21 protein-coding genes, 1 tRNA gene and 1 pseudogene are annotated in these 20,890 nt (G+C 63.6%); 8 read left to right on the forward strand and 15 right to left on the reverse strand.

Going from position 1 to position 20,890, the window contains the following annotated elements:
* The first annotated feature begins 451 nt into the window (after positions 1 to 451).
* The gene (locus tag NKH71_RS08270) at positions 452 to 2,506 is read left to right on the forward strand and encodes a M3 family metallopeptidase (protein WP_352788022.1); all 2,055 of its coding nucleotides are present in this window, start codon (positions 452 to 454) and stop codon (positions 2,504 to 2,506) included.
* Here NKH71_RS08270 and NKH71_RS08275 read toward each other — a convergent pair.
* From NKH71_RS08275 to NKH71_RS08300, 6 genes are all read right to left on the reverse strand, one after another.
* Complete coding sequence (locus tag NKH71_RS08275) at positions 2,503 to 2,724, reverse strand: hypothetical protein (protein WP_023721327.1); 222 nt, start codon at positions 2,722 to 2,724, stop codon at positions 2,503 to 2,505. The two genes, NKH71_RS08270 and NKH71_RS08275, sit on opposite strands and share 4 nt — an antisense overlap.
* Complete coding sequence (locus tag NKH71_RS08280) at positions 2,721 to 3,407, reverse strand: LOG family protein (RefSeq protein ID WP_352494101.1); 687 nt, start codon at positions 3,405 to 3,407, stop codon at positions 2,721 to 2,723. Before NKH71_RS08280 ends, NKH71_RS08275 begins: the two co-directional genes overlap by 4 nt.
* A gap of 51 nt (positions 3,408 to 3,458) precedes the next feature.
* On the reverse strand, positions 3,459 to 4,298 hold the full coding sequence (locus tag NKH71_RS08285; protein ID WP_352788023.1) for a hypothetical protein: 840 nt from the start codon (positions 4,296 to 4,298) through the stop codon (positions 3,459 to 3,461).
* Between the two features lie 65 nt (positions 4,299 to 4,363).
* The gene (locus NKH71_RS08290; protein ID WP_352788024.1) at positions 4,364 to 4,993 is read right to left on the reverse strand and encodes a LysE/ArgO family amino acid transporter; all 630 of its coding nucleotides are present in this window, start codon (positions 4,991 to 4,993) and stop codon (positions 4,364 to 4,366) included.
* Entirely contained in the window at positions 4,990 to 5,889 is a 900-nt protein-coding gene (locus tag NKH71_RS08295; protein ID WP_023721331.1) for a DMT family transporter, read from the reverse strand. Before NKH71_RS08295 ends, NKH71_RS08290 begins: the two co-directional genes overlap by 4 nt.
* Before the next feature lie 623 nt (positions 5,890 to 6,512).
* Positions 6,513 to 6,588: transfer RNA gene (locus NKH71_RS08300), tRNA-Ala, on the reverse strand.
* A 164-nt stretch (positions 6,589 to 6,752) separates the two neighbouring features.
* On the opposite strand from NKH71_RS08300, the gene NKH71_RS08305 reads away from it, so the two are divergent.
* From NKH71_RS08305 to NKH71_RS08315, 3 genes are all read left to right on the forward strand, one after another.
* The gene (locus tag NKH71_RS08305; RefSeq protein WP_292657287.1) at positions 6,753 to 7,055 is read left to right on the forward strand and encodes a YggT family protein; all 303 of its coding nucleotides are present in this window, start codon (positions 6,753 to 6,755) and stop codon (positions 7,053 to 7,055) included.
* Positions 7,052 to 7,384, forward strand: coding sequence for a DUF167 family protein (locus NKH71_RS08310; RefSeq protein WP_352788025.1), 333 nt, complete (start codon positions 7,052 to 7,054; stop codon positions 7,382 to 7,384). Before NKH71_RS08305 ends, NKH71_RS08310 begins: the two co-directional genes overlap by 4 nt.
* A gap of 249 nt (positions 7,385 to 7,633) precedes the next feature.
* Positions 7,634 to 8,389, forward strand: coding sequence for a haloacid dehalogenase type II (locus NKH71_RS08315; protein WP_352788026.1), 756 nt, complete (start codon positions 7,634 to 7,636; stop codon positions 8,387 to 8,389).
* A gap of 16 nt (positions 8,390 to 8,405) precedes the next feature.
* Here the strand turns inward: NKH71_RS08315 and NKH71_RS08320 are convergent, their stop codons facing one another.
* The 7 genes from NKH71_RS08320 to NKH71_RS08350 all read right to left on the reverse strand — a co-directional run bounded on the left by NKH71_RS08320 (position 8,406) and on the right by NKH71_RS08350 (position 15,571).
* Positions 8,406 to 9,374, reverse strand: a complete 969-nt coding sequence (locus tag NKH71_RS08320) for an ABC transporter ATP-binding protein (protein ID WP_352788029.1) — start codon at positions 9,372 to 9,374, stop codon at positions 8,406 to 8,408.
* On the reverse strand, positions 9,374 to 10,384 hold the full coding sequence (locus NKH71_RS08325) for an ABC transporter ATP-binding protein (RefSeq protein ID WP_352481116.1): 1,011 nt from the start codon (positions 10,382 to 10,384) through the stop codon (positions 9,374 to 9,376). Before NKH71_RS08325 ends, NKH71_RS08320 begins: the two co-directional genes overlap by 1 nt.
* Positions 10,381 to 11,298: a dihydrodipicolinate synthase family protein gene (locus tag NKH71_RS08330; protein ID WP_352788032.1), complete on the reverse strand. Its 918-nt coding sequence runs from the start codon at positions 11,296 to 11,298 to the stop codon at positions 10,381 to 10,383. Before NKH71_RS08330 ends, NKH71_RS08325 begins: the two co-directional genes overlap by 4 nt.
* An 18-nt stretch (positions 11,299 to 11,316) precedes the next feature.
* Complete coding sequence (locus NKH71_RS08335) at positions 11,317 to 12,222, reverse strand: ABC transporter permease (RefSeq protein WP_502900343.1); 906 nt, start codon at positions 12,220 to 12,222, stop codon at positions 11,317 to 11,319.
* Positions 12,219 to 13,178 (reverse strand): ABC transporter permease, encoded by a 960-nt coding sequence (locus NKH71_RS08340; RefSeq protein WP_352494094.1) that lies wholly within the window; start codon positions 13,176 to 13,178, stop codon positions 12,219 to 12,221. Before NKH71_RS08340 ends, NKH71_RS08335 begins: the two co-directional genes overlap by 4 nt.
* A 66-nt stretch (positions 13,179 to 13,244) precedes the next feature.
* Complete coding sequence (locus NKH71_RS08345; protein ID WP_352494093.1) at positions 13,245 to 14,825, reverse strand: ABC transporter substrate-binding protein; 1,581 nt, start codon at positions 14,823 to 14,825, stop codon at positions 13,245 to 13,247.
* A gap of 32 nt (positions 14,826 to 14,857) precedes the next feature.
* Entirely contained in the window at positions 14,858 to 15,571 is a 714-nt protein-coding gene (locus NKH71_RS08350) for a FadR/GntR family transcriptional regulator (protein ID WP_031194640.1), read from the reverse strand.
* 97 nt (positions 15,572 to 15,668) lie between these two features.
* Here NKH71_RS08350 and NKH71_RS08355 point away from each other — a divergent pair, with 97 nt between their 5' ends.
* Genes NKH71_RS08355 through NKH71_RS08365 form a run of 3 tightly spaced genes read left to right on the forward strand, consistent with a single transcriptional unit; the run spans position 15,669 to position 18,572 of the window.
* Positions 15,669 to 16,640 carry a Gfo/Idh/MocA family protein gene (locus NKH71_RS08355; RefSeq protein WP_352480996.1) on the forward strand — a complete coding sequence of 324 codons (972 nt, stop codon included), beginning with the start codon at positions 15,669 to 15,671 and terminating at the stop codon, positions 16,638 to 16,640.
* Positions 16,637 to 17,632, forward strand: coding sequence for a Gfo/Idh/MocA family protein (locus NKH71_RS08360; RefSeq protein ID WP_023721344.1), 996 nt, complete (start codon positions 16,637 to 16,639; stop codon positions 17,630 to 17,632). The genes NKH71_RS08355 and NKH71_RS08360 overlap by 4 nt, the downstream gene beginning before the upstream one ends.
* Positions 17,622 to 18,572 carry a dihydrodipicolinate synthase family protein gene (locus NKH71_RS08365; protein ID WP_280940428.1) on the forward strand — a complete coding sequence of 317 codons (951 nt, stop codon included), beginning with the start codon at positions 17,622 to 17,624 and terminating at the stop codon, positions 18,570 to 18,572. Before NKH71_RS08360 ends, NKH71_RS08365 begins: the two co-directional genes overlap by 11 nt.
* A 34-nt stretch (positions 18,573 to 18,606) precedes the next feature.
* On the opposite strand, the gene NKH71_RS08370 is transcribed toward NKH71_RS08365, so the two are convergent.
* Together NKH71_RS08370 and NKH71_RS08375 are read right to left on the reverse strand one after the other, a co-directional pair.
* Positions 18,607 to 19,554 (reverse strand): LLM class flavin-dependent oxidoreductase, encoded by a 948-nt coding sequence (locus NKH71_RS08370; protein WP_352480997.1) that lies wholly within the window; start codon positions 19,552 to 19,554, stop codon positions 18,607 to 18,609.
* Between the two features lie 131 nt (positions 19,555 to 19,685).
* Positions 19,686 to 19,841 carry a hypothetical protein gene (locus tag NKH71_RS08375; protein WP_292657228.1) on the reverse strand — a complete coding sequence of 52 codons (156 nt, stop codon included), beginning with the start codon at positions 19,839 to 19,841 and terminating at the stop codon, positions 19,686 to 19,688.
* A 268-nt stretch (positions 19,842 to 20,109) separates the two neighbouring features.
* Here NKH71_RS08375 and NKH71_RS08380 point away from each other — a divergent pair.
* Positions 20,110 to 20,876: pseudogene (locus NKH71_RS08380) on the forward strand (SDR family NAD(P)-dependent oxidoreductase).
* Positions 20,877 to 20,890: the final 14 nt, after the last annotated feature.

Genomic DNA, 20,890 nt, shown 5'->3' on the forward strand with positions numbered 1-20,890 from the left:
TGTCATACATCTATGGAATTATTGTGACAAAACTGAATCATAAATGTTCTCAGAACGTTAAAGTCTACGTTTGGCTTTTCTCCGCTACGATACTTCGCAATAGAGAATTGAATCGCGCCGCAGCCGTCCGTTTCTTTGGCTAAGGTAGGTGGCGATCCCTCAGGAAGATCGCTGGCTATGTCTACCCATCCAGCAGGCAGGTCGAAGGTGAGACCATAGAATTCTACTCTCATTAAGGTTCCTTTGGATCGGGTGTCAGGATACGAGTGGAAGCCTCAGTCGAAGGAAAATGCAGGTTACAAGATAATATCTTGGTGGGCATAAAATTCGGCTCGAACGATACTCACGGCACCATGTGGGCACGCTTCAGCGCTACCAGGCGCTGTTGCGTGGAGCCGGCCGGCGTCCTACATCGGTGACGATCCGCCTCCTCCCGCCATCCAGAGAAAGTTTGCCCATGCCGTCCGCCGTCGACCTCGCCGCCCATCCGCTGACTGAATGGCAAGGGCCGCTCGGCCTGCCCGATTTCACGCGCATTGGCGACGGTGATTTTTCTCCGGTGTTCGACGCCGCCCTGAAGACGCATGAGGCCGACATCGAGGCGATTGCCGGCAACACCGGGACGCCGACCATCGACAATACACTTGCCGCGCTCGAACTCGCCGGCGAGGCTCTCGACCATGTCTCGTCGATCTTCTGGTGCCGCGCTGGCGCCCACACCAACGAGGCAATCCAGGCGCTGGAGCGCGACATTTCGCCGAAGATGTCGCGGCATTTCTCGGCGATCTCGATGAACGAGCGCCTCTTTGCCCGCATCGACGATCTCTATCAACGCCGCGAGACTCTGAAGCTCGATGCCGAAACGCTGCGCGTACTGGAAAAGACCTGGAAAAACTTCGTCCGCTCCGGTGCCAAGCTCGACGCCGAAGGCAAGAAGCGGCTGGCGTCGATCAACGAGGAATTGTCGTCGCTCGGCACCAATTTCGGCCAGAACCTGCTTGCCGACGAGCGCGACTGGGCGCTGTTCCTCGACGAGGCTGACCTTGCCGGCCTGCCGGAATTCCTGAAAAGCTCGATGGCGGAAGCCGCCGAGATGCGCGGCCAGAAGGGCCGCTACGCCGTCACCTTGTCGCGTTCGATCTACGAGCCGTTCTCGACCTTCTCAGAACGCCGAGACCTGCGCGAGACGGCGTTCCGCGCCTTCATCATGCGTGGCCAGAATGGCGGCGCCACCGACAACACGGACGTAGTGCGCGACATGCTGCGCCTGCGCGCCGAAAAGGCGAAGCTGCTCGGCTACGAATCATATGCCGCGTTGAAGCTCGACGACACAATGGCCAAGACGCCGGAGGCGGTGCATACGCTGCTCGACCCGGTTTGGAAAAAGGCATTGGAGAAGGCCGCCGCCGACCAGGCCGAATTGCAGCGGCTGGCGGCCGAGGCCGGCAGCAATGAAAAATTCGCCGCCTGGGACTGGCGCTTCTATCAGGAGAAGCTGCGCGCCGAGAAATTCGCTTTCGACGAGGCCGAACTGAAGCCGTATCTGCAGCTCGACCGCATCATCGACGCCTGTTTCGACGTGGCGACACGATTGTTCGGCATTTCTTTCGAGGAAAAGAAGGGCATTGCCACCTGGCATCCGGACGCACGTGTTTTCGTCGTGAAGAATGCCGACGGCAGCGAGCGCGGCCTTTTCCTCGCCGATTATTTCGCGCGACCCTCGAAACGCTCCGGCGCTTGGATGAGTGCACTCAAATCCGGCTATAAGCTTGGTCCTGGCTCGAAGCCGGTCATCTACAATATCATGAATTTCGCCAAGCCGCCGGCCGGCGAGGCCGCCTTGCTGTCGGTCGATGAAGCCAAGACGCTGTTCCACGAATTCGGTCATGCCCTGCACGGTATGCTGACCGACGTCACCTGGCCATCGGTCGCTGGCACCTCGGTCAGCCGCGATTTCGTCGAGCTGCCCTCGCAGCTCTACGAACACTGGCTGACGGTACCGGCGGTGCTGGAAAAACATGCGCTGCATGTCAAGACCGGCAAGCCGATGCCAAAGGCGCTGGTCGACAAGATGCTGGCGGCGCGCACCTTCGGCGCCGGCTTCGCCACGGTCGAGTTCACCGCCTCGGCCTTGGTCGACATGGCCTACCATGCGCGCCCGGAGGCGCCGCAAGAGCCGCTTCGTTTCGAAGCCGAAACGCTCGAAAGGCTCAATATGCCGGACACCATCGCGATGCGTCACCGCACTCCGCATTTCGGCCATATCTTTGCCGGCGATGGCTATTCGGCCGGCTATTATTCCTACATGTGGTCGGAAGTGCTCGACGCCGACGCCTTCGCCGCCTTCGAGGAAGCAGGCGATCCGTTCAACCCGGCGCTGGCCGAGCGGCTGCGCAAGAACATCTACGCCGCCGGCGGCTCGAAGGACCCCGAAGAACTCTACACCGCCTTCCGCGGCAAGATGCCTTCACCGGAAGCAATGATGGCCAAGCGCGGACTGGTCTAAGCCTTGCCCGGCCCTTCTCGGGCCGGCTCGGCCTCACCGGCCGCGGCTGTCTCGTTGAGGAAGCCGGCGATCCGCTCCGCCGTCTTGGTCGTGGCAAAGGAGAGCAATCGGCCGCGATGGACCACGGGCTCGCCGCTCTCATTGTCCCAGATATCGAACCGGCAGCTTGGGTTCGCTATGGCTTCGAAGCGGTCCTTCATATCGACAGCTCCGGTCATGGTGTCGCCACGGGTGCCAGAGATTGAGCGGTGCGCCCGACGGTACTCGCGCCTTGCTGCGTTTGCGTGAAGCAGACGCCGCGCTGCAGCATCGGCAGGATTGCCGCCGGCACGTCGGCAACAAGACATGCCGTCGACACGTGGCCGCTGAGAAACCCCGCCTCCTCGAGATGATCGAGCAGGTCGAGCCAGGGCGACCAGAAACCGAAGAAGTCGGCGACCAGGATCGGCTTGTCGTGCCGGTCGAGCTTGCGCCAGGTCATCACTTCGGCCAGTTCCTCGATGGTGCCGATTCCGCCCGGCAGCGCTACAAATGCATCCGCATAGTCGAACATCAGCCGCTTGCGCATGTGCATGTCCGGAACCGCTATGATTTGGGCGACGCCGCGCGGCATCCGCATCCGCTCCAGAAGGAAGTGCGGCGCAATCGCGATCACCTCGCCGCCGGCGTCTGCCGCCGCGGAAGCCACGGCGCCCATCAACCCTTCACCGCCGCCGCCATAGACGAGGCGGATGCCGGCACTGCCGATTTCGCGGCCCAGCGCCGCGGCCGCTTGCGCGAGGCGCCGGTCGTTGCCGGCGCGGGCGCCGCCGAACACGCAGACGGTGCCGATACGGGTCTGCGTCGGATAGAGCAGCCCCTCCAGGGAAGGCGCATCGTCGTCATTGAAAATTCCGAACATGGCTCTGTCTCCATTTGGCTTCAGTTGAACGATGGTCCTGCGGGCGCGGCTCTAGTCGCCCTGCCCCGCCGCGGCGGAACGGGTTGGTGGGCTTTCGCCGGCGTCGGCAAACAGCAGAAGGTCGGCCCTCGCCCACAGCGCGTAGCAGGCGAGCAATGTCAGCGGCGCGGTGACAAGGGCGGGTGAGGCCCCCGACCACACTTCAGGCACGGCGGAGCCGGCCGAAAGGGCTGCCGCCAATGCCGCAGGCAGGCGGCTGGCCAACACTGCGCTGCGGAACGGATCGGGCCACCTGGCCGGCCAACCGGGCACAATCTTGCCGGACACGGCGCTGCCGAATTTTCCCAACGCATGCAGCAGTCCGGCAGTCGCAGCCAGCACCGGTTGGCCGAGCAGGAACAGCGCTACGCCGAGCCCGATCGCGCCGAGCCCCGACAGGAGATCGGCGCGCCGGTTAAGCGCCGGATCGGGGACATCGCGGCCAGCCCAGGCGCGGTGATAGAATTCGCCGCTGCAGAAGAAGATCGACGTCGCCAGAGTCAACGCCACGGCGCTGCCGCTGCCGGCAAAATAGTCGAACAGGGTGCCGGCACCCCATTCAGGGCCGGTGGCGAGCTGCATCGCCACGCCCATTGCCAGCCCCAGCGCGTTGCCAAGATTGTAGTAGCCGCCCGGACCGGAAATGCGCGCCCGGATGGCAGCCGCAAATCGCGACACCGCCCGGGCGGTCCGACTGGGGCCGGCAGATTTCGGTTTTAAGTCGATAATCGACGGCTCGAAGGAGAGGCGATCGACCAGCCCGGAGGCATCACGCCAGCTGGCCGGCGCGTCGTTCCAGATTGAAAGCGCGAAATGCCGGCCGAACGGCGCACGGTCGTTGTCGAATTGCATTGGATCCTCCTTTTCAGCTGCGGTGGCATTTGACGGCACGATGAGCGGGCGTTTGCTACGGGCGGTCATGGCGAGACGAGCCCCACGGCCATGACCAATGCGACGGTGGACAGGATGAGCCCGGAGACGAGATCGAAGATGCGCAGGCTGGCACGGCTGCGCAGCAGCGGCGCCACGCGGCCGCCGCCGAGCGCATAGCCGTAACAGCCGAGCGCCGACATCAGGATCAGCGTCACCATGAATTCGAGCTGCGTACCACTCGCAGCGAAAGACTGGCCGAACGCCGCCGGCACGAACAGCCGCTCGACGTAGGTCAGCGGGTTCATCCCGACCACGCCCATGACGCGGGCTACGCAGGAGCGGCTGGTCTCGGCCTTGCCGGAGCGGTCCTCGGCCTCGCCGACGGCCAATGCTGCACGAAAGGATTTCACCGCAAACCAGGAGACCGCCGCCAGGCCAAGCCAGGAGAGCGCCGTTCCGAGTGAGGGATCGAGGCCGGCGATCGAGCTGCCGAGCATATAGGAGATGGCGATCAGGGCGACATAGGTCGCCCACACCAGGCTCGCCACGAACATCACCCGCCCGCGCAGCAAGCCTTCCCTGATCATCATCAGGTTGTTCGGCCCTATCGAGGCCATCGAGGCCATGCCGAGCGCAAGCCCAGCCTGGAATCCGCTCGCGTCGGCAAAGCTCATGGAGCTCCCTCCAGCGATGATATGACGGGATCGGCCGGATTCGCCGGTCCGGGCGAGGTGACGAGATAGAGGATGGTGCCGAGCATCATCATCGCGCCGAGAGCCCCCATGGGCGAGATCCGCTCACCGAGAAAAAGGGCGGCGCCAGTCGCGCCGAACAGGCTTTCGGCGCTGACGATCACCGCTGCGTGACTGGCAGAGGTAAAGCGCTGGGCAACGGTCTGGATGCCGAAGCCGGCGGCAGTCGAGAACACGCCGAGCACAAGCAGTTGCGGCCAGGCATCGAGTGCCGTCGCGACCGACAAATTGCCATGCGAGAGGGCTAGCGGCAGGGTGACCGCCGCAGTGCCGAGGAACTGCGCCGCCATGGTGGCAAACGGGCGCCCATGGGTTTGCATGTGGCGGCCGAGCTCGACCGTCCACAATGCATAGCATGCGGCCGAGAGCACCACCGTCGTGTCGCTGCCATTGAAGCCGGCGATGCCGCCAGACAATAGCAGCGCGCCGATCAGGGTCATGCCGGCGGCAAACCCGACCGTCGCGGTCAGCCGCTCCCCGACCAGAACCCACGCTGCAACCGGCGTCATCACGGTCGCGGTGCTGATCAGGAAGCTGGCATTGGTGACCGAGGTGCCGAGATAGGCAATCTGCTGCAGAACGATCGAAATGGCGAATAGCGCGCCGACCCTTGCCAAGCTGGCGCGAAAACCTTTGGTCTTCGCTACCCGGCTTTCTCCAATCATCAGCGGCAGCACCAGAAGTCCGGCGATCAGGCAGCGCATGCCGGCCGCGCTCAGCGGGTCGAGATATCCGAGCACAGTCTTCTGCGAGACATTGCCGAAACCCCACAAAGCGGCGGCAAGCAGGAGAAGCAGGTTGGCGTGAAGCTTCGACATCGGCTCTTCCCCCTAGAGCCGATTGCAGGCATGTGCCGATTCAAGCTGTTTGCGAGAGCCTGGCGGGCTTCGGCCGGCACGCCCTGAAGACGCGCTGGAACTGCGCTTGCAGGCTGCCGGTGGTGCTGTGTGCCGGCCGCGCTGAGAACCTTTGGAACCGCTCTGCGCGCTCGGTCCGGCGTCGCGGATTTTGTCTCGAAGTGCTGAAGTAGCCGCCATTTCAAACCCCCGCCGCCTGATCGATGGACACAGGCGAAGGGCCTGCGGCAATCGACTTTTATCGACGGGGTGAGGTTCCGATAACGTGGCTTACGGATGGCTTACGGGGCGTTTTTCGAGGTGGTCATGGTGCCGAAGCGACGCTCGGCGCAGCAAGGTTAGGGGGTCGCTCGAAAGGTTGGAGAAGGAGGCAACGCCCTCTGGACTGCCGGACGAGCGACCTGAGAGGCTGGTCCTCGCCGACCGATGCCTAACGCGTTCGTAAACGCCGGTCGATGGCTGCAAGTCGCGAGCGGGCGACGTCGCGAAATCGCCCCTGCCCGAGTAAGCTTGCGCAAGCGGAACAGCGGCCAAGGCCGCGTGTCTTCGGCATGCAACCAGGCAAGGGGATTCGAAAAATCCACTGGTGGAGCTGAGGAGGATCGAACTCCTGACCTCGTCATTGCGAACGACGCGCTCTCCCAGCTGAGCTACAGCCCCGTCCAGCGGATGGGGCTTTTATCGGCCGCTGAGGTTTCCTGTCAAGGCTGTGCGTGTCGCCGAATTCTCGCCTGCCGCTGGTCCGGCTTCGCCATGCGGCAGAGGCGGCTCTTGCCGCTTTCCCCTGCAGTGGCTACATGTCGGGCGTTCGCAAGGAGCAACCGATGATCGCAGTCTTTTACACGCTGCATGCCGCGATTAATATCTATTGGTATATTGTGATTGGCGCGGCTATCTTCTCTTGGCTTTACGCCTTCAACGTCGTCAATTCGCGTAACCAGCTTGTCGACTCGATCGGCAACATGCTCTATCGACTGACCGAGCCGGCATTGCGGCCGATCCGCCGCGTCCTCCCGGACCTTGGCGGCATCGATATCTCGCCGATCATCCTGTTGCTGGCGCTGACATTTATCAGCGTGTTCCTAGACACGACGGTTCAGCCGATGTTCGGTATCGGATCGATGTGAGTCACGGGACGAACCGTTTCTTTCGACCTCGCGCCGACGGCATCGACCTTTTCGTTCGGCTAACGCCGAAAGCGGCGATGGACAGGCTGGAGGGGATCGAAACATCGGCGGATGGGCGAAGCTATTTAAAAGCCCGCGTCCGCGCCGTGCCGGAAAACGGAGCCGCCAATCGAGCGCTGGAAAAGCTGGTCGGCAAAGCGCTTGGCGTGCCGGCATCGGGCGTCTCGATCGCCGCCGGCGGCACAGCTCGGCTGAAGACGCTGCGCGTGCTTGGCGATCCCGCGGCGCTGACCAAACGCATCGATACGCTGGGCTCGCCTGCGCCATGATCTCGGCTCGCTCACCTACCCCGCAGAAAAAAGGCCGGGCTGCGAAGCCCGGCCAGATGTGAAGGTCGAAAACCTTCAGAGGGGAACGCGCCGGACGAATGGGAGGAAACATCCGACGCGGATTGCATATGGGTTGGCGTCGACGACGTTTCAATGAGGTCGGGGGAACCGCCCTTCGCGATCAGGCTTTTAAACATTTCGATTATCTGATCAGCAGCTCGACGAGGCCGATCCGTCCTATCGCGACCGATGCGGCAGGACACCCACCGCAACCCGACCGGAAAGCTCAATATGACCGCTACTCGAGTTCTATTCTTCGACGTTCTGGGAACCGTCGTTGACTGGCGCAACGGTATTGCAAGGGAGGCTGGCGCCTTCCTCGCGCGAAACGGTGCACAGCAGGTCGATCCCGGTGAATTCGCGGATGCATGGGCGTTGCGCTATGACGCCTCGACCGAGGCGGTGCGGACGGGGCACCGGCCTTTCGTTTCACTCGACGTGATCAACAAGGAGAATCTGGACGCCGCCTTCGTCCAGTTCGGGCTAACCCCATCCGCGCTGCCGGCCACCGAACTTGAAGAACTCAATCTCGCCTGGCACCGGCTGGAGCCGTGGCCCGATTCGCTGAAAGGCCTTGCGAGGCTGAAGGAACGCTTCATCATCGCGCCCTTGTCGGGGGGCAATACCCGGCTGTTGCTGGACATGGCCAAGCGCGCCGGCCTGCCTTGGGACACCGTCCTTGGCTCGGATGTGTTCGGCACCTACAAGCCTGCGCCACAGGCTTATCTCCGCGCAGTGGAGATCCTGGGGGTGCGACCTTCGGAGGCCGTGTTAGTCGCCGCGCATAACGACGACCTGGCTGCGGCACGAAGGTGCGGTATCGGAACCGCTTTTGTTGCTCGGCCGAAAGAGCATGGTCCGGCGCAGACGACCGATCTCTCGCCTCGTGAGAGCTGGGACTTTGTGGCCGACGACCTTGTCCATCTCGCCCAAGTTCTCCCGTAGGCCGAGGGCAAAAAACCTAAGCGATGTCGTCGCGGATGCAGGCCTTCAGATGACCCTCGGCTGTCGCCCTCAGCGGCGGCATAGCCCCGGCGCAAGCCTCCAGCGCAAACGGGCAACGGGTCCGGAAAACACAGCCCGACGGCGGGTTTGCCGGGCTGGGAATATCGCCCTTGAGCACCTGCCGGTCTTGCCTGGCCAACGGATCGAGCGACGGAATGGCCGACAGCAGCGCGCGCGTATAGGGATGCTGCGGCCGGGCATAGAGCTCGGCCGCCGGCGCAACCTCCATGATGCGCCCGAGATAGAGCACGATGACCGTGTCGCAGATGTACTCGACCACGGCCAGATCGTGCGAAATGAACAGCATGGTCAGCCCAAGCCGGAGCTGCAGGTCGCGCAACAAATTGATGATTTGGGCCTGGATCGAGACGTCGAGCGCCGAGACCGGCTCGTCGGCGACAATGAATTCCGGCTCGAGCGTCAGCGCCCGGGCGATGCCGATGCGCTGGCGCTGGCCGCCCGAGAATTCATGGGCGTAGCGATCATAGGCGTCGACCGGCAACTCGACCGCGGCAAGTGCCTTCTCGGCCTTCGCCCGCCGCTCGGATTTCCTGCCAATGCCTTGAATGTCCAAGCCTTCGGTGAGGATCTGCCCGATCGTCATGCGCGGCGACAGGCTGGCGAAGGGATCCTGGAAAATATACTGCATCTTGCGGCGCTGGCGGCGCAACTGGGCGGCACCCAGCCTGGTGATGTCGGTGCCGCCATAGCTGATCTGGCCGGATGTCGGCTCGATCAGACGCAGCACCGAGCGGCCGATCGTGGTCTTGCCGGAGCCGGATTCGCCGACCAGCCCGACCACCTGACCACGCCTGACCTCGAACGAAATATCCTCCAGTGCCCTGACGATGGGGCCGCGCGAAAACGCGGTCGGCGCAAAATGCTTGGTCAGGTTTTTGACCGATAGGAACGGGGCGCCCTCCATCAGAGCTCCTCCCAGCGCAGGCAGCGGCTTTGCTGGGTCGGCGTCGCCGCAAACAATGGCGGCACCGCGGCGCGGCAGGCAGTGATAGCCATCGGGCAGCGCGGCGCGAAGGAACAGCCCTTGGGCAGCAAGGCGAGCGACGGAACATTTCCGGCAATGGTCGGCAGCGGCGTCCCCGCTATCTTCAGCGCCGTGGCCTCGCCGAGCCTCGGCACCGAGCGCATCAACCCCGCCGTATAGGGATGACGCGGGCGGGTGAACACTTCGCTCACCGGACCTGTTTCGACGATACGCCCGGCATACATCACCGCTACCCGGTCGGCAATTTCGGCTACGACGCCGAGATTGTGAGTGACGAACAGGATGCCCATGCCGCGCTGCGCCTGCAGCTCGGCCAAAAGATCGAGAATCTGGGCCTGGATTGTGACGTCCAGCGCGGTTGTCGGCTCATCGGCGATCAGCAAGCCTGGATCGCAGGACAGGGCCATGGCGATAGTGGCGCGCTGGCGCATCCCGCCCGACAGCTCGTGCGGATACTGTCGCGCCCGCCGCTTCGGATCGGGAATGCCGACCTGCTCCAGCAGCCGCACCGCGTCTGCTTCTGCCTCGCGATGCGATTTGCCGAGATGGATGCGGATCGGCTCGGCAATCTGCTCGCCGATCGTGTAGACCGGGTTGAGGCTGGCCATCGGCTCCTGGAACACCATGCCGATCTCGTTGCCGCGTATCTTGCGCAGCGACTCGGCATCGAGGCTGGTCAGCTCGGTGACCGTGCCGTTCTTGCGCCGCAGCGCGATCGACCCCTCAGCGATATGCCCGACCCTTTTCGGCAACAGGCCGATGATCGACAGGCTGGTGACGGATTTGCCGGATCCGGATTCGCCGACGAGCGCCACCGTCTCGCCGGAGCCGATCGTCAGGTCGACATCCGTTACCGCCGCGATGTCGCGCCCCGCAATGCGGAACACCGCGCGCAGGCCGGAAATCGAGAGTATCGGCGCGACACTCAGCGGAGCAGCCCCACGTCGCGAAGGATCATGTCGATCTTTGCGGTTTCCTCCCCGTTCAGACTGCGTTGCGGCCGCGCCATGGTGTTCGAGGCGATGATGCCGAGGCTCTTCATCGCTGCCTTGAAGGCGCCGACGCCGGCCGAGCCGGCGCTTGTCCTGCCGAGCGAGATCCAGACGATCTCGAACAGTTTCAACAATCGCTCCTGCTCTAGCCGTGCTTCGGCATGCTGGCCGGCCTGCGTCAGCTTCCACAGCCTGACGTAACCATGCGGGTCGACATTGGCGAGGCCCGGCACGACGCCATGCGCGCCCATGGCCAGCACACTGTCGACCAGGATCTCGGAGCCGGTCATGCCGAAGAAACCCGGATCGTCGGCCATATCCTTGAGCACGTAACGCAGATTGCCGTCATCGCCGCTGGAATCCTTGATGCCCGCGATGGCGCCTTCCCTGGCGAGGCCGACCGTGGTCTTGCGCTCCAGCTTGACGTGAACGCAGACCGGGATGTCGTAGGCGATGACGGGAATGTCGATCGCATCCTTGATATAGCGGAAGTGGTCGCCGATCTCCGGCTGGCTGGTGCGGGTATAAAACGGCGCGGTGACAACAATAGCGTCGACGCCGGCCGATCTGGCGATGCGTGCGTGGTTGATGACACGATCGGTCGTCGGGTCGATGACCCCAGCGAAGATCGGAACCCGGCCGTTATTGACCTTGACTGCATGCTCGAGGATGGCCCTGCGGCCTGCCTCGTCGTGGAAGACCACCTCGCTGGTCGAGCCGAGCACGAACAGCCCGTGGACACCGCCGTCGAGCAGGTTCTCGATGGTGCGGGTGAACGACGGGAAGTCGATGCTGAAATCGGCATTGAGCGGGGTGACGACAGGCGGCACGACGCCGGTAAACAGGGGCATTTTGATGAACCTTTGAGGTCAGTTGAGATCGGAGCGAGGATCGAATGCATCGCGCAAGCCGTCGCCGATGAAATTGATGGCGAGGACGGTGAGCACCAGTGCGGCGCCCGGGAACATCCATTGCCACGGGTAATTTTCCAGCACGACGGTGGAGCGGGCGAGATTGAGCATGTTGCCCCAGCTGGCTTCTGGCGGTGCGATGCCAAGGCCGAGAAAGGACAGGCCGGCCTCGAGCAGGATAGCGTTGGCGATCTGCAAGGTGGCGTAGACGACCAGGATATCGATGCAGTTGGGCAGGCCATGCCGGAACAGCAGATGCGGCAGCCCCGCGCCCATGCCCCGGGCCGCAACGACGAAATCGCGCTCGCGCAGTTCGAGCAGCCGGGCGCGCACCATGCGCGACAGCACTGGCCAGGAGAGCAGCGAGATCACCAATATGGTCGGGGCGATGCCGGTGCCGGCAATCGAAGCCAGCACCAGCAGGAAGATCACCGGCGGCAGCGTCATCGCCAGATCGACGAAGCGCATCACCGTGCCGTCGACGAGACGCCCGCCAAAGCTGGCGACGGCGCCGACCAGGAAGCCGATGACGGTCGAAATGGCGACCGAGCAGACGGCAACCAGCAATGAGATCCGCCCGCCTTGCAGCAACCGTGCCATGACATCACGCCCAACGCCATCGCTGCCCAGCCAATGAATGGCGGACGGCGCCTTGTTCATCGCCCTGAGGTCGATGGCGTTCGGGCCGAACGGCCACCACAGAGGATAGGTCGAAACCGCCAACAGGATCGGGATGACGATCAAAAGCCCGGCGCGTGCCGCTCGGTTTTCAAAAAAGCGGTCGAACGCGCGGCGAAGCGGGCCTTTGGTTTGCGGCACGGCTGTCGGGTCAACTGTAGGATCTGGCGCGGTGATTGCCATCATGCCACCTGAATGCGCGGGTCGACGACGGCATAGACGACGTCGGTCAAGAGGTTGACCAGGATGACGCAAACGCCGATCACCAGGGTAGCGCCCATGATCACCGGGTAATCGCGGGTGCCGACGGCGTTGACCAGAAGCAGTCCCATGCCCGGCCAGTTGAACACGCTTTCCAGGAAGATGGCGCCGCCGACGGCGATGCCGACGGTCGAGCCGATCAGGGTAATGACCGGCAAGAGCGCATTGCGGGTGGCGTGCTTGATGATCACCCAGAACTCGCGCACGCCCTTGGCGCGCGCCGTCCGCACGTAGTCCTGGTTGAGCACTTCCAGCAGCGAAGCGCGCATGTAGCGCATGATCAGCGCGGCATGGCCGATGGACAGCAGGCAGGCGGGCAGGATGAGGTGCGCTAGCACATCCGTCATCGAGAACGGCGCGCCGGCCGTGTGCATGCCGCCGGACGGCGCCCAGCGCAGCAGCACTGAGAAGAAATAGAGACCGAGCAGCGCCGTCAGGAAAGCCGGGCTGGAGATACCAATAAACGACAGCACCGACAGCGCGATGTCGGACGGTTCGTTACGGCGCACCGCGCTGAAAATGCCGGCGGAAATGCCGAGCACGATGGCGATCGCCAGGCCCGTGCCCATCAGCAGCGCCGTCGGGCCGATGCGTTCCATGACCAGTGGCAGCACGGCAACGCCGCTGCGCTGGATCGAATAGCCGAAGTCACCGCTCAGCGCCGCGCGCAGCCAGGCGAGATATTGCACGGGAAGCGGCCGATCGAGCCCGAGCCGTTCGCGCAGGCCCTCGAGGTCGGAAGCCGACATGGGGACCGACGGGTTGATATAGGCGTCGATCGGATCGCCCGGCGCCAGCCGCAGCAGGATGAAGATGAGGACGCTGAGCGCGACCAGCATCAGCAGTCCTGTGGCGCTGCGGCGGGCGATGAAGCTCAACATGGGCTTTCCGTGGCCGTGGCAGGCGGCGCCAAAGTGGTTCCGCCTGCTCGCTTGGTTGCGGAGTTCTTACTGGATGTCCCAGCGCTCGGGGTGAGCTGCATAAGGACCGCCGCCCGGCGCCGGCGTCCAGACGAAGTCACGCAGCTTGTTGGAGGCCACGCCATAGCGGTTGGCCACCCACAACGTCGCCCAGGGTAGCTCCTTGTTCATGACCTTGCAGACCTCCTGCCAGGATTGATCGAGCTTGGCCGGATCGGTTTGGCCGAGCGCGGCGTCCAACGCGGTGCTCAGGTCGTCGAACTCGATGCGCATGGTGTTGAAGCCTGCCGGCGGAATCTGCGACTTGTTGAGGCCGGGATTGAGGCCGGCCGGGTTGGGGCCGTTCTGCAGGCCGGCATAAACCATCGGAAATGCATTCCAGTCCGGCGTGCCTTGCTTGTAGACGATGCCATTGTAGGTCGGCGTATCGACGACGCGCGGCACCACATTGATGCCGACCTCGGCCAGCATCGACTGGACAGCGGCCATCACGTTGGCGGCTTGCGGCGAGCCGTAATAGGTCAGCAAGGTGATCGGCTTGTCGCCATTGATCTTGTCCCAGCCCGCCTCGGTCAGCAGCGCCTTGGCCTTTGCCGGATCGTAGGCATAGGGTTCGAGGTCTGCCGGAACGAGATGCGGCGCGACATAGCCGCAATTGGCTGGCTTGGCGGCACCGCCGTAGAGGCTGTCGATGATGGCGTTGCGATCGATCGCATACATAATCGCCTGGCGGACACGGATATCCCTAAACAGGTCGACCTTCTGGTTCAGGCCGATATAGTTGACCACGTACGAGGCACCTTCGATCACCTTGAAATTGCTGTCGCTCTTGAAGGATGCCGCATCGTCGGGCTCGACATAGGTGAACTGGATCTCGCCGGCGCGGAGCGCGGCGACGGCCGCCGCCGGCGACTCGAAATAGCGGTTGATGAGCACGTCTACCTTCGGCTTGCCGCTGCGATAGTCGTCATCGGCTGCCAGTTCGACATATTGGTCGGTCACGTAGCGCTTGAACTTGAACGGGCCGGTGCCAACCGGAGCGGTCGACCACCAGGTGCTTGTCGCCAGTGATTCCGGCGGCAGAGCGGCCAGGGCATGCTCCGGCAGGATCATTAGCTGCGAGAGGATGGATAGAAACGAGCCGTTCGGTTTCGATAGCTTCACCACTGCGGTGTGGTCATCCGGTGCATCGACCGAGGCGATGTTGGCGAGGCGGGCGGCAAACAGGCTGCCGGAGGCCTTGTTCTTGGCAAGCTCGAGGGTGAACTTGACGTCCTTCGAGGTGAACGGTTTGCCGTCATGCCAGGTCTCGTTGACCAGGTTGAACGTATAGCTCAGCTGGTCGTCGCTGATCTTGTAGTCCTTGGCGAGGTCGCCTTCGATCTCGGTCAGCCCGGCATTGAAGATGACCAGCGGTTCGAAATAGGTGCTGAGCCAGGTGTAGCCGCCGGTCGCGACCAGCGGGTTGAAGTTCTTGGGAAAACCGCCCGGGCCGACGTCGAAGCCGCCCGCAATGGTCTTGGCGCTTTGTGCCTGGACATTGGTCAATGGGGCAATGCTGGCGAGCAGCAGCCCGGCGACTGAGAATGCGATGGTCCTGATGCGCATGGTTTCCTCCCTTGGCATATTCAGGTTGTTCTTCAGCTTGCTCGGTTTTTGGCGATAACCTGCTGGATCCCCCGGTAATGGTCGTCGAGCCGCCGACGCGCCTGGTCGACATCCTTGGCGGCGACAGCCTCGACGATCTCGTGATGGTCGCGCCATGTCGCCAGCGGCGTCGGATTATCGAGATTGGTGAAATTCGAGGCCTTGTCGAACGCCGTCCAGAAGATGTCGATCAGTGCGCTCAGCATGTGATTGTTCTGGCAGCGGAACAGCAGCTGGTGGAATTGCTGGTCCTCTTCGGCGAAGCTCTCATGGCGCTCGGCACGTTGCCGCATGCGCTCGGTCAACTGGCGCAGCGCCTCGATATCCTCGGCACTGATCATCTCGATCGTCTTGGCGATGAGGCCGGTTTCCAGCACGCGGCGGATTTCGCGCAGCTCTTCGACATCGCGCAGCGAATCCTGCAAGCCGTATGCCAGGTTATCCAGCAGCGGCTTGAACGAGAACTCCTTGACGAAGACGCCGATGCCGCGCCGCGTCTCCAGGATGCCGATCGATTCCAGCGCCTTGATGGCTTCCCGCACGGAGTTGCGGCCGACGCCGAGCCGCTGCGCCAGGAACGTTTCCGGCGGCAAGGGATCGCCTGCCTTGAGCTGGTTGCTTTCGATATAGGCCCTGAGGCTTTCCTGCACGGTGACGTGAAGAAGCGGCGGTCTGCTCAACGGTTCGATCGACTTCAGTTCCGCCATCCCACTGCTTTCATCATCCGCCGGATTAGCCTGCCCGCTTGTCGTATAGCTACTTGTAGGATATCCTGCAAGCCCATAACAAACCTGCTGCCTTCGAATGAAGATTACCCTCGCCGGCTCGAGCCACTGGCACGCCGAAATGCACCTCGACGCCGCACGCTTTTACGGTGCGGAGATCGCCGGCATCTGGGACGAGGATCCTGGCCAAGCGCATGGGTTCGCCGCGCACCACGATCTGCCGTTTATCAAAGATTTCACGGAGATACTCTCCAGCCCGCCGGATGCGATCCTGTTGATGGGGCACCCTTCGAGGGTGCCGGCGCGGGCACGCGCGATCATCGCGGCAGGGATACCGTTGATCCTGGAGAAGCCGGCGGCCAGCCATACGAGGGAACTGATGGCGCTGCGCGAGCTTGCCAGGCAGCACCAGGCCTTTGTCGCTGTTCCCCTGCCCAACCGTTTCGGGCCGGCCGTTGCCGGCTTTGAACGGCTGCGCCGGCAAGGTCGCGCCGGGCCGGTGGCGCATTGCCAGTTCCGGCTGGTCAACGGCCCGCCGCAACGCTACATCGCCGACGGTGTCGCCTGGGTCGTCGATCCGGCGGTTGGCGGCGGGGGTGCGTTGAGGAATCTCGGCATACACGGCGTCGACGCGGCACTCAGCCTCGCAACCGGCAAGCTCGGCCTGAAAAGCGTTTCGATCGCGAACCGCATTCATCCCGGCCCGGTCGAGGACCATGCGCTGCTGGTGCTGGAAGACGAGGCCGGCGCGGTGTTCATCGTCGAGGCCGGTTACACCTTTGCCTCGATGCGCCCCGGCGGTGACTTCGAGTGGCGTATCGTCAGTGCCAATGCCACCCTCATCGATCATGGCGACCATGCCACCTGCGCAACGCTCGACGATGCGGCCGTTGCCGATTTGCCGGTCGAACTGCCGGCAACGCGCTATCGTCTGTTCATGCGCGATACGCTTGACCGGCTGGCCAGAAAGGCGCCTCCGCCGGTGTCCATCGAGGATTATGTTGCGGCGATGTCTCTGATCGACGCCGCTTATGAAAAGGCAGGATCATGATTGGGATAGGAATTATCGGCGCCGGCGATTTCGGCGCAGCCCATGCGCGGGCAATCCGTGAGGTGGGAGGCATTCGTCTCGTCGCCGCCTCTCGTGGAAATGCCGATGCGCTGCAGCGCTTCACCGCCGAATATGGCGGCTGCGGCTACACTGATTGGCGCAAGCTGCTGGACGACAAGGAGGTCGACGCGGTCCTCATTGCCACCCCGCACCATCTCCATGCCGAAATGGCCATCGGCGCAGCAAACGCCGGCAAGCACATCCTGCTCGAAAAGCCGATGGCGCCGACGGCGGCTGCCTGCGACGCGATCAACGCCGCCGTAACCGATAGCGGCGTCAAGCTGATGGTCGCCCATCTCATGCATTTCGCCCTGCCCTGCATGGCAGCCAGGCAGAAGCTGGAGCAAGGAGAGCTCGGCCGGCCGCTCATCGGATCGAGCTGGATCATCAAGCTATGGATGGAGCACAATCGCCGCGACTGGCATCTGCGCAAGTCGACCGGCGGCGGCATGCTGTTGACGGCCGGCATCCACGCGCTCGACCGCCTGGTCTGGCTGATGGATGACGATGTCGTGTCGGTGAGCGGCATGCTCGGCGCCAAGTTCCATGACCAGGAAGCAGACGACAGCGCCTTGCTTGGGCTGCGCTTCGCCGGCGGCGGCATCGGCCAGGTGCAGAGCATCGGCTATCGCACCGGCGCTACCACCTACGCCATGGATCTGGTCTGCGAGCAGGGAACGCTGCGCATCGACATGGATCGCGGCACGATGCTTGGACGCGATACGGTCTGGACCGAGTTGCCCGGTTCATTCGAACCGAACTGGATGCACAACGCGCTGGTGCGCGAATGGAGCGCGATGCGCGATGCCATTGCCGACGACACGCCGGTGCCGGTCGACGGTCTCTATGCACGCAAGATCATCGGCATTATCGAGGCTGCCTTCGCGTCGAACGAAACCCGCCACGAACACGAGATCGCCGGTGCACGCTGACCTCGACGACCATCTGGCCCGCTTGCCCGCACACGCACCGCGCGGCGTCTGGGGCGCGGTGATGCTGGCCATCGACGATCGCGGAGCGATCGACTGGCAGGCGACGGAAGAGACGATCGCGCGGCTTTGCGCGTCAGGCGTCGACGGCGTCTATTCCAATGGCACGGCCTGCGAATTCCATTGCCAGACCGAGCCCGAATTCGACCGGCTTTGTGGGCTGGTCGCCGCAACAGCCGGCGGCGCGCGCCTTCCTTTCCAGATCGGCATCAGCCAGTCCAATCCGCGCGTCGCACTGGAGCGGCTGACGCGGGTCTCGGCGTTTGGCCCGGCGGCGGTGCAATTCACACTGCCCGACTGGTGGCCGCCCAGCGACGACGAGGTCATGCGTTTTGTCGGCCGCCTCTGCGAGGCCGCGCCCGAAACGCCGCTGGTGCTCTACAACCCGCCGCACGCCAAGCGTCGCCTGACACTCGAAGGCATCGCCCGGCTGCGCGCGGCGGTGCCGTCGCTGGTCGGCGCCAAACTGCCGGGCGGTGACGCCGACTGGTATGCCGATATGCGCCACAAACTGGACGGATTCTCCGTCTTCGTCCCCGGCCACACGCTGGCGACAGGCTATGCTGGGGGAGCCCATGGCAGCTATTCCAACGTTGCCTGCCTCAACCCGAAGGGTGCGGTACAGTGGTGGCAGATGATCCGCACCGACATGGCCGCCGCTGCCGAGGTCGAGGCCCGCATACAGGCCTTCCTCGCCGCACATGTCCTACCGTTTCGCACCCGTTACAATGTCAGCGATGCAGCGCTCGACAAGGCGATGGCGGCGGCCGGCGGCTGGGCGCCACTCGGCCCGCGACTGCTCTGGCCCTACAGCTCCGTTCCCGATCAGGAAATCCCGACGCTGGCCAGGGCCGCTCACGCGGCTTTCCCGGAATGGTGGTAGACCCGTCAGCAAGGCGCGGGACGACGGGGGCTCTTCAGCAGCCGGCTCTCGCGCCCTGTGTCGCACGGGACGCAAACGCCCCCGGCTGAGGGATATCGGCCTCGCGCCGCGCCAGCGAGTTGCGCAGCAGTGCGATCGCCTCGCGGCCGGCAGTCGCAATCTCGCGCGGCCTGTCGACGCCGACGATCATGAACTCCTTGATCCCCAAAGCGGCGTAGGAAAGCAGCGACAGCGCGACCTGCGCCGGCGGCCCGGCAAGTTCGAGCGCCTTCTGGCAGGAAGCGGCCGGCTTATCTTCCGAACGGATTCGGACGGGAAGCGCGAAACGCAGCTTGCCGGCCCGACCGTGTTCGGCGGCAGCGCCGCGTACGCGCTCCATTGACTGTCGGATTTCTGCAAGCGAGCCGGGCGCCAGCTCGAACACATCCGCATGCCTGCCCGCGACCCTGAGCGCCGTGCCCGACTGTCCGCCCATGCGGATGGTCACGTCGGCACCATGCGGCCCCTTGCGCGGCACATAGCCGCCGTTGACGCTGTAAAAGGCGCCTTCATGGTCGAACGGCCTGTCGTTCGACCACAACCGCTTCAGTAGCACCAGATATTCGTCGATGCGTTGCCAGACCACCGTATGGCCGGCCGGACGTGCCTCGGCATCGTCGTCGCTCAGCGGCTCGCTGAGCATCCTGAGCGACAGCCGGCCACGGCTTCTCGCGTCGAGGGCAGCGAGCTGCCGCGCCGCCACGGTTGGTTCGATCACGCCCGCCCAATGCGTGAGCACGACCTCGAGGGAGGAGGTCCGGTCCAGCGTCTGGGCGGCAAGGTCCATATTGGTCAGCAGCCCGGCCTGGTCGTCGATGACGATCTTCTGGAATCCGGCATCCTCGATCAGTGACAGCTTCGTCGCGGTCTCGACAAAGTCGTAGAAAAAGCTGGCGTCGGCAGCGTGGATCTTACCGGGAACATGCGTGAACTCGATCGGCATTGCCATCTCCTCCATCACGTTGAATCAGGGCGCGCGAAAGCGCACCGGCATTCGGTTCATTCAACTCCGGAATTTCTGCAAACGGCAGGCCGCTATCCCGAGGAAGCCTCGACGATCAGAGCCTTTACAAATCAGGGGATCAGCCCCAGTACCACTGCCCCGGTGAATACGAACGCAAGGGCAAAGACGAGATAAGCGAAAGCGCCGGCGTAGGCCGGCCGCCATACCTGGTCGGAACTCAGCCTTTGGCCTTTGCGGGCAGTCTGAGCGTTCTGGCTATAGGACATATCGACCTCCGTCTCGGCGCTTAATCTATAAAATCAGTAGACTTTGTCGAGTGCTATTTTCGCGCGATCTTTAGAACAATTTTCTCCAACTGCTAGACAAATTAGTGCTTTTACTGCTTAGCGCTGCCTTTTTGAGGCGTGCCGGGGTGACGGCAGAAAACGTCCGGTCCATGTGTCTGTGGCTCCTTGGCCATCCAATGGATGAGGGATAGCATCGCTGCTTGAGCGGAAAGCCGCGACGTCACGGCAAGGCAGCAGGGAGCAAAACATGGGTACAAGACTGGCCGGCAAGGTCGCCATCATTTCGGGCGGCGCGACGGGAATGGGCGGTGCGGCCTCGGAGCTTTTCGCGGCGGAGGGCGCCAAGGTGGCGATCATCGACCGCAACGGCGAAGCGGCGGCTGCCACCGCAGCGGCAATCGGCAACGCGGCCAGGTCGCCGAGCACTGGGTCGCCGACGTATCGGACGAGCGGCAGGTCGAAGCGGCGGTGAAGGGCGTGATGGAAAAATTCGGCCCGGTCACGGTTCTGTTCAACCATGCCGGCACCATCGTCATCAAACCCTTCCTGGAGACCACGCTGCAGGAATGGGACTGGCTGCATGCCGTCAATGTGCGTTCGATGTTCCTGATGACGCGCGCCGTGCTGCCCGGCATGATCGCCGCCGGCGGCGGTTCCATCGTCTGCACCTCGTCGATCTCGGCGGTGGCGGCGACGCCGATGGAGGTGCTTTACGACACCACCAAGGGTGCCTGCCACATGTTCGCGCGTGCCATTGCCGTCGAATTCCGCGACCGCAACGTCCGCTGCAATGCGGTCTGCCCCGGCTTCATCAGGACGCCGCATGGCCTGCGCGAGGTCGCCGATCTCGACAAACTCGGCGTCGATGTCTCAGACGCGGCAATGGCGGCGCAGCAGGGGCGGATCGGCGAGCCGGAAGAGGTGGCGAGGGCAGCCCTGTTCCTGGCCAGCGACGAGGCCAGCTTCGTCAACGGCGCCCATCTGTTCGTGGATAACGGCTTTACCGCGATGTGAAGGACGGCGCGCCG

The sequence above is a fragment of the Mesorhizobium sp. M0983 genome (assembly GCF_040318975.1).
Lineage (GTDB): Bacteria > Pseudomonadota > Alphaproteobacteria > Rhizobiales > Rhizobiaceae > Mesorhizobium.

Excerpts from the sequence above, each read along its gene's own strand:
- NKH71_RS08285 (WP_352788023.1), bottom strand. The coding sequence starts at position 4,298 with ATGCAATTCGACAACGACCGTGCGCCGTTCGGCCGGCATTTCGCGCTT.
- NKH71_RS08295 (WP_023721331.1), bottom strand. The coding sequence starts at position 5,889 with ATGTCGAAGCTTCACGCCAACCTGCTTCTCCTGCTTGCCGCCGCTTTG.
- NKH71_RS08350 (WP_031194640.1), bottom strand. The coding sequence starts at position 15,571 with ATGGCGGAACTGAAGTCGATCGAACCGTTGAGCAGACCGCCGCTTCTT.
- NKH71_RS08305 (WP_292657287.1), top strand. The coding sequence starts at position 6,753 with ATGATCGCAGTCTTTTACACGCTGCATGCCGCGATTAATATCTATTGG.
- NKH71_RS08320 (WP_352788029.1), bottom strand. The coding sequence starts at position 9,374 with ATGGAGGGCGCCCCGTTCCTATCGGTCAAAAACCTGACCAAGCATTTT.
- NKH71_RS08360 (WP_023721344.1), top strand. The coding sequence starts at position 16,637 with ATGATTGGGATAGGAATTATCGGCGCCGGCGATTTCGGCGCAGCCCAT.
- NKH71_RS08355 (WP_352480996.1), top strand. The coding sequence starts at position 15,669 with ATGAAGATTACCCTCGCCGGCTCGAGCCACTGGCACGCCGAAATGCAC.
- NKH71_RS08275 (WP_023721327.1), bottom strand. The coding sequence starts at position 2,724 with ATGACCGGAGCTGTCGATATGAAGGACCGCTTCGAAGCCATAGCGAAC.
- NKH71_RS08340 (WP_352494094.1), bottom strand. The coding sequence starts at position 13,178 with ATGTTGAGCTTCATCGCCCGCCGCAGCGCCACAGGACTGCTGATGCTG.
- NKH71_RS08375 (WP_292657228.1), bottom strand. The coding sequence starts at position 19,841 with ATGTCCTATAGCCAGAACGCTCAGACTGCCCGCAAAGGCCAAAGGCTG.
- NKH71_RS08335 (WP_502900343.1), bottom strand. The coding sequence starts at position 12,222 with ATGATGGCAATCACCGCGCCAGATCCTACAGTTGACCCGACAGCCGTG.
- NKH71_RS08330 (WP_352788032.1), bottom strand. The coding sequence starts at position 11,298 with ATGCCCCTGTTTACCGGCGTCGTGCCGCCTGTCGTCACCCCGCTCAAT.
- NKH71_RS08315 (WP_352788026.1), top strand. The coding sequence starts at position 7,634 with ATGCGGCAGGACACCCACCGCAACCCGACCGGAAAGCTCAATATGACC.
- NKH71_RS08280 (WP_352494101.1), bottom strand. The coding sequence starts at position 3,407 with ATGTTCGGAATTTTCAATGACGACGATGCGCCTTCCCTGGAGGGGCTG.
- NKH71_RS08345 (WP_352494093.1), bottom strand. The coding sequence starts at position 14,825 with ATGCGCATCAGGACCATCGCATTCTCAGTCGCCGGGCTGCTGCTCGCC.
- NKH71_RS08370 (WP_352480997.1), bottom strand. The coding sequence starts at position 19,554 with ATGCCGATCGAGTTCACGCATGTTCCCGGTAAGATCCACGCTGCCGAC.
- NKH71_RS08290 (WP_352788024.1), bottom strand. The coding sequence starts at position 4,993 with ATGAGCTTTGCCGACGCGAGCGGATTCCAGGCTGGGCTTGCGCTCGGC.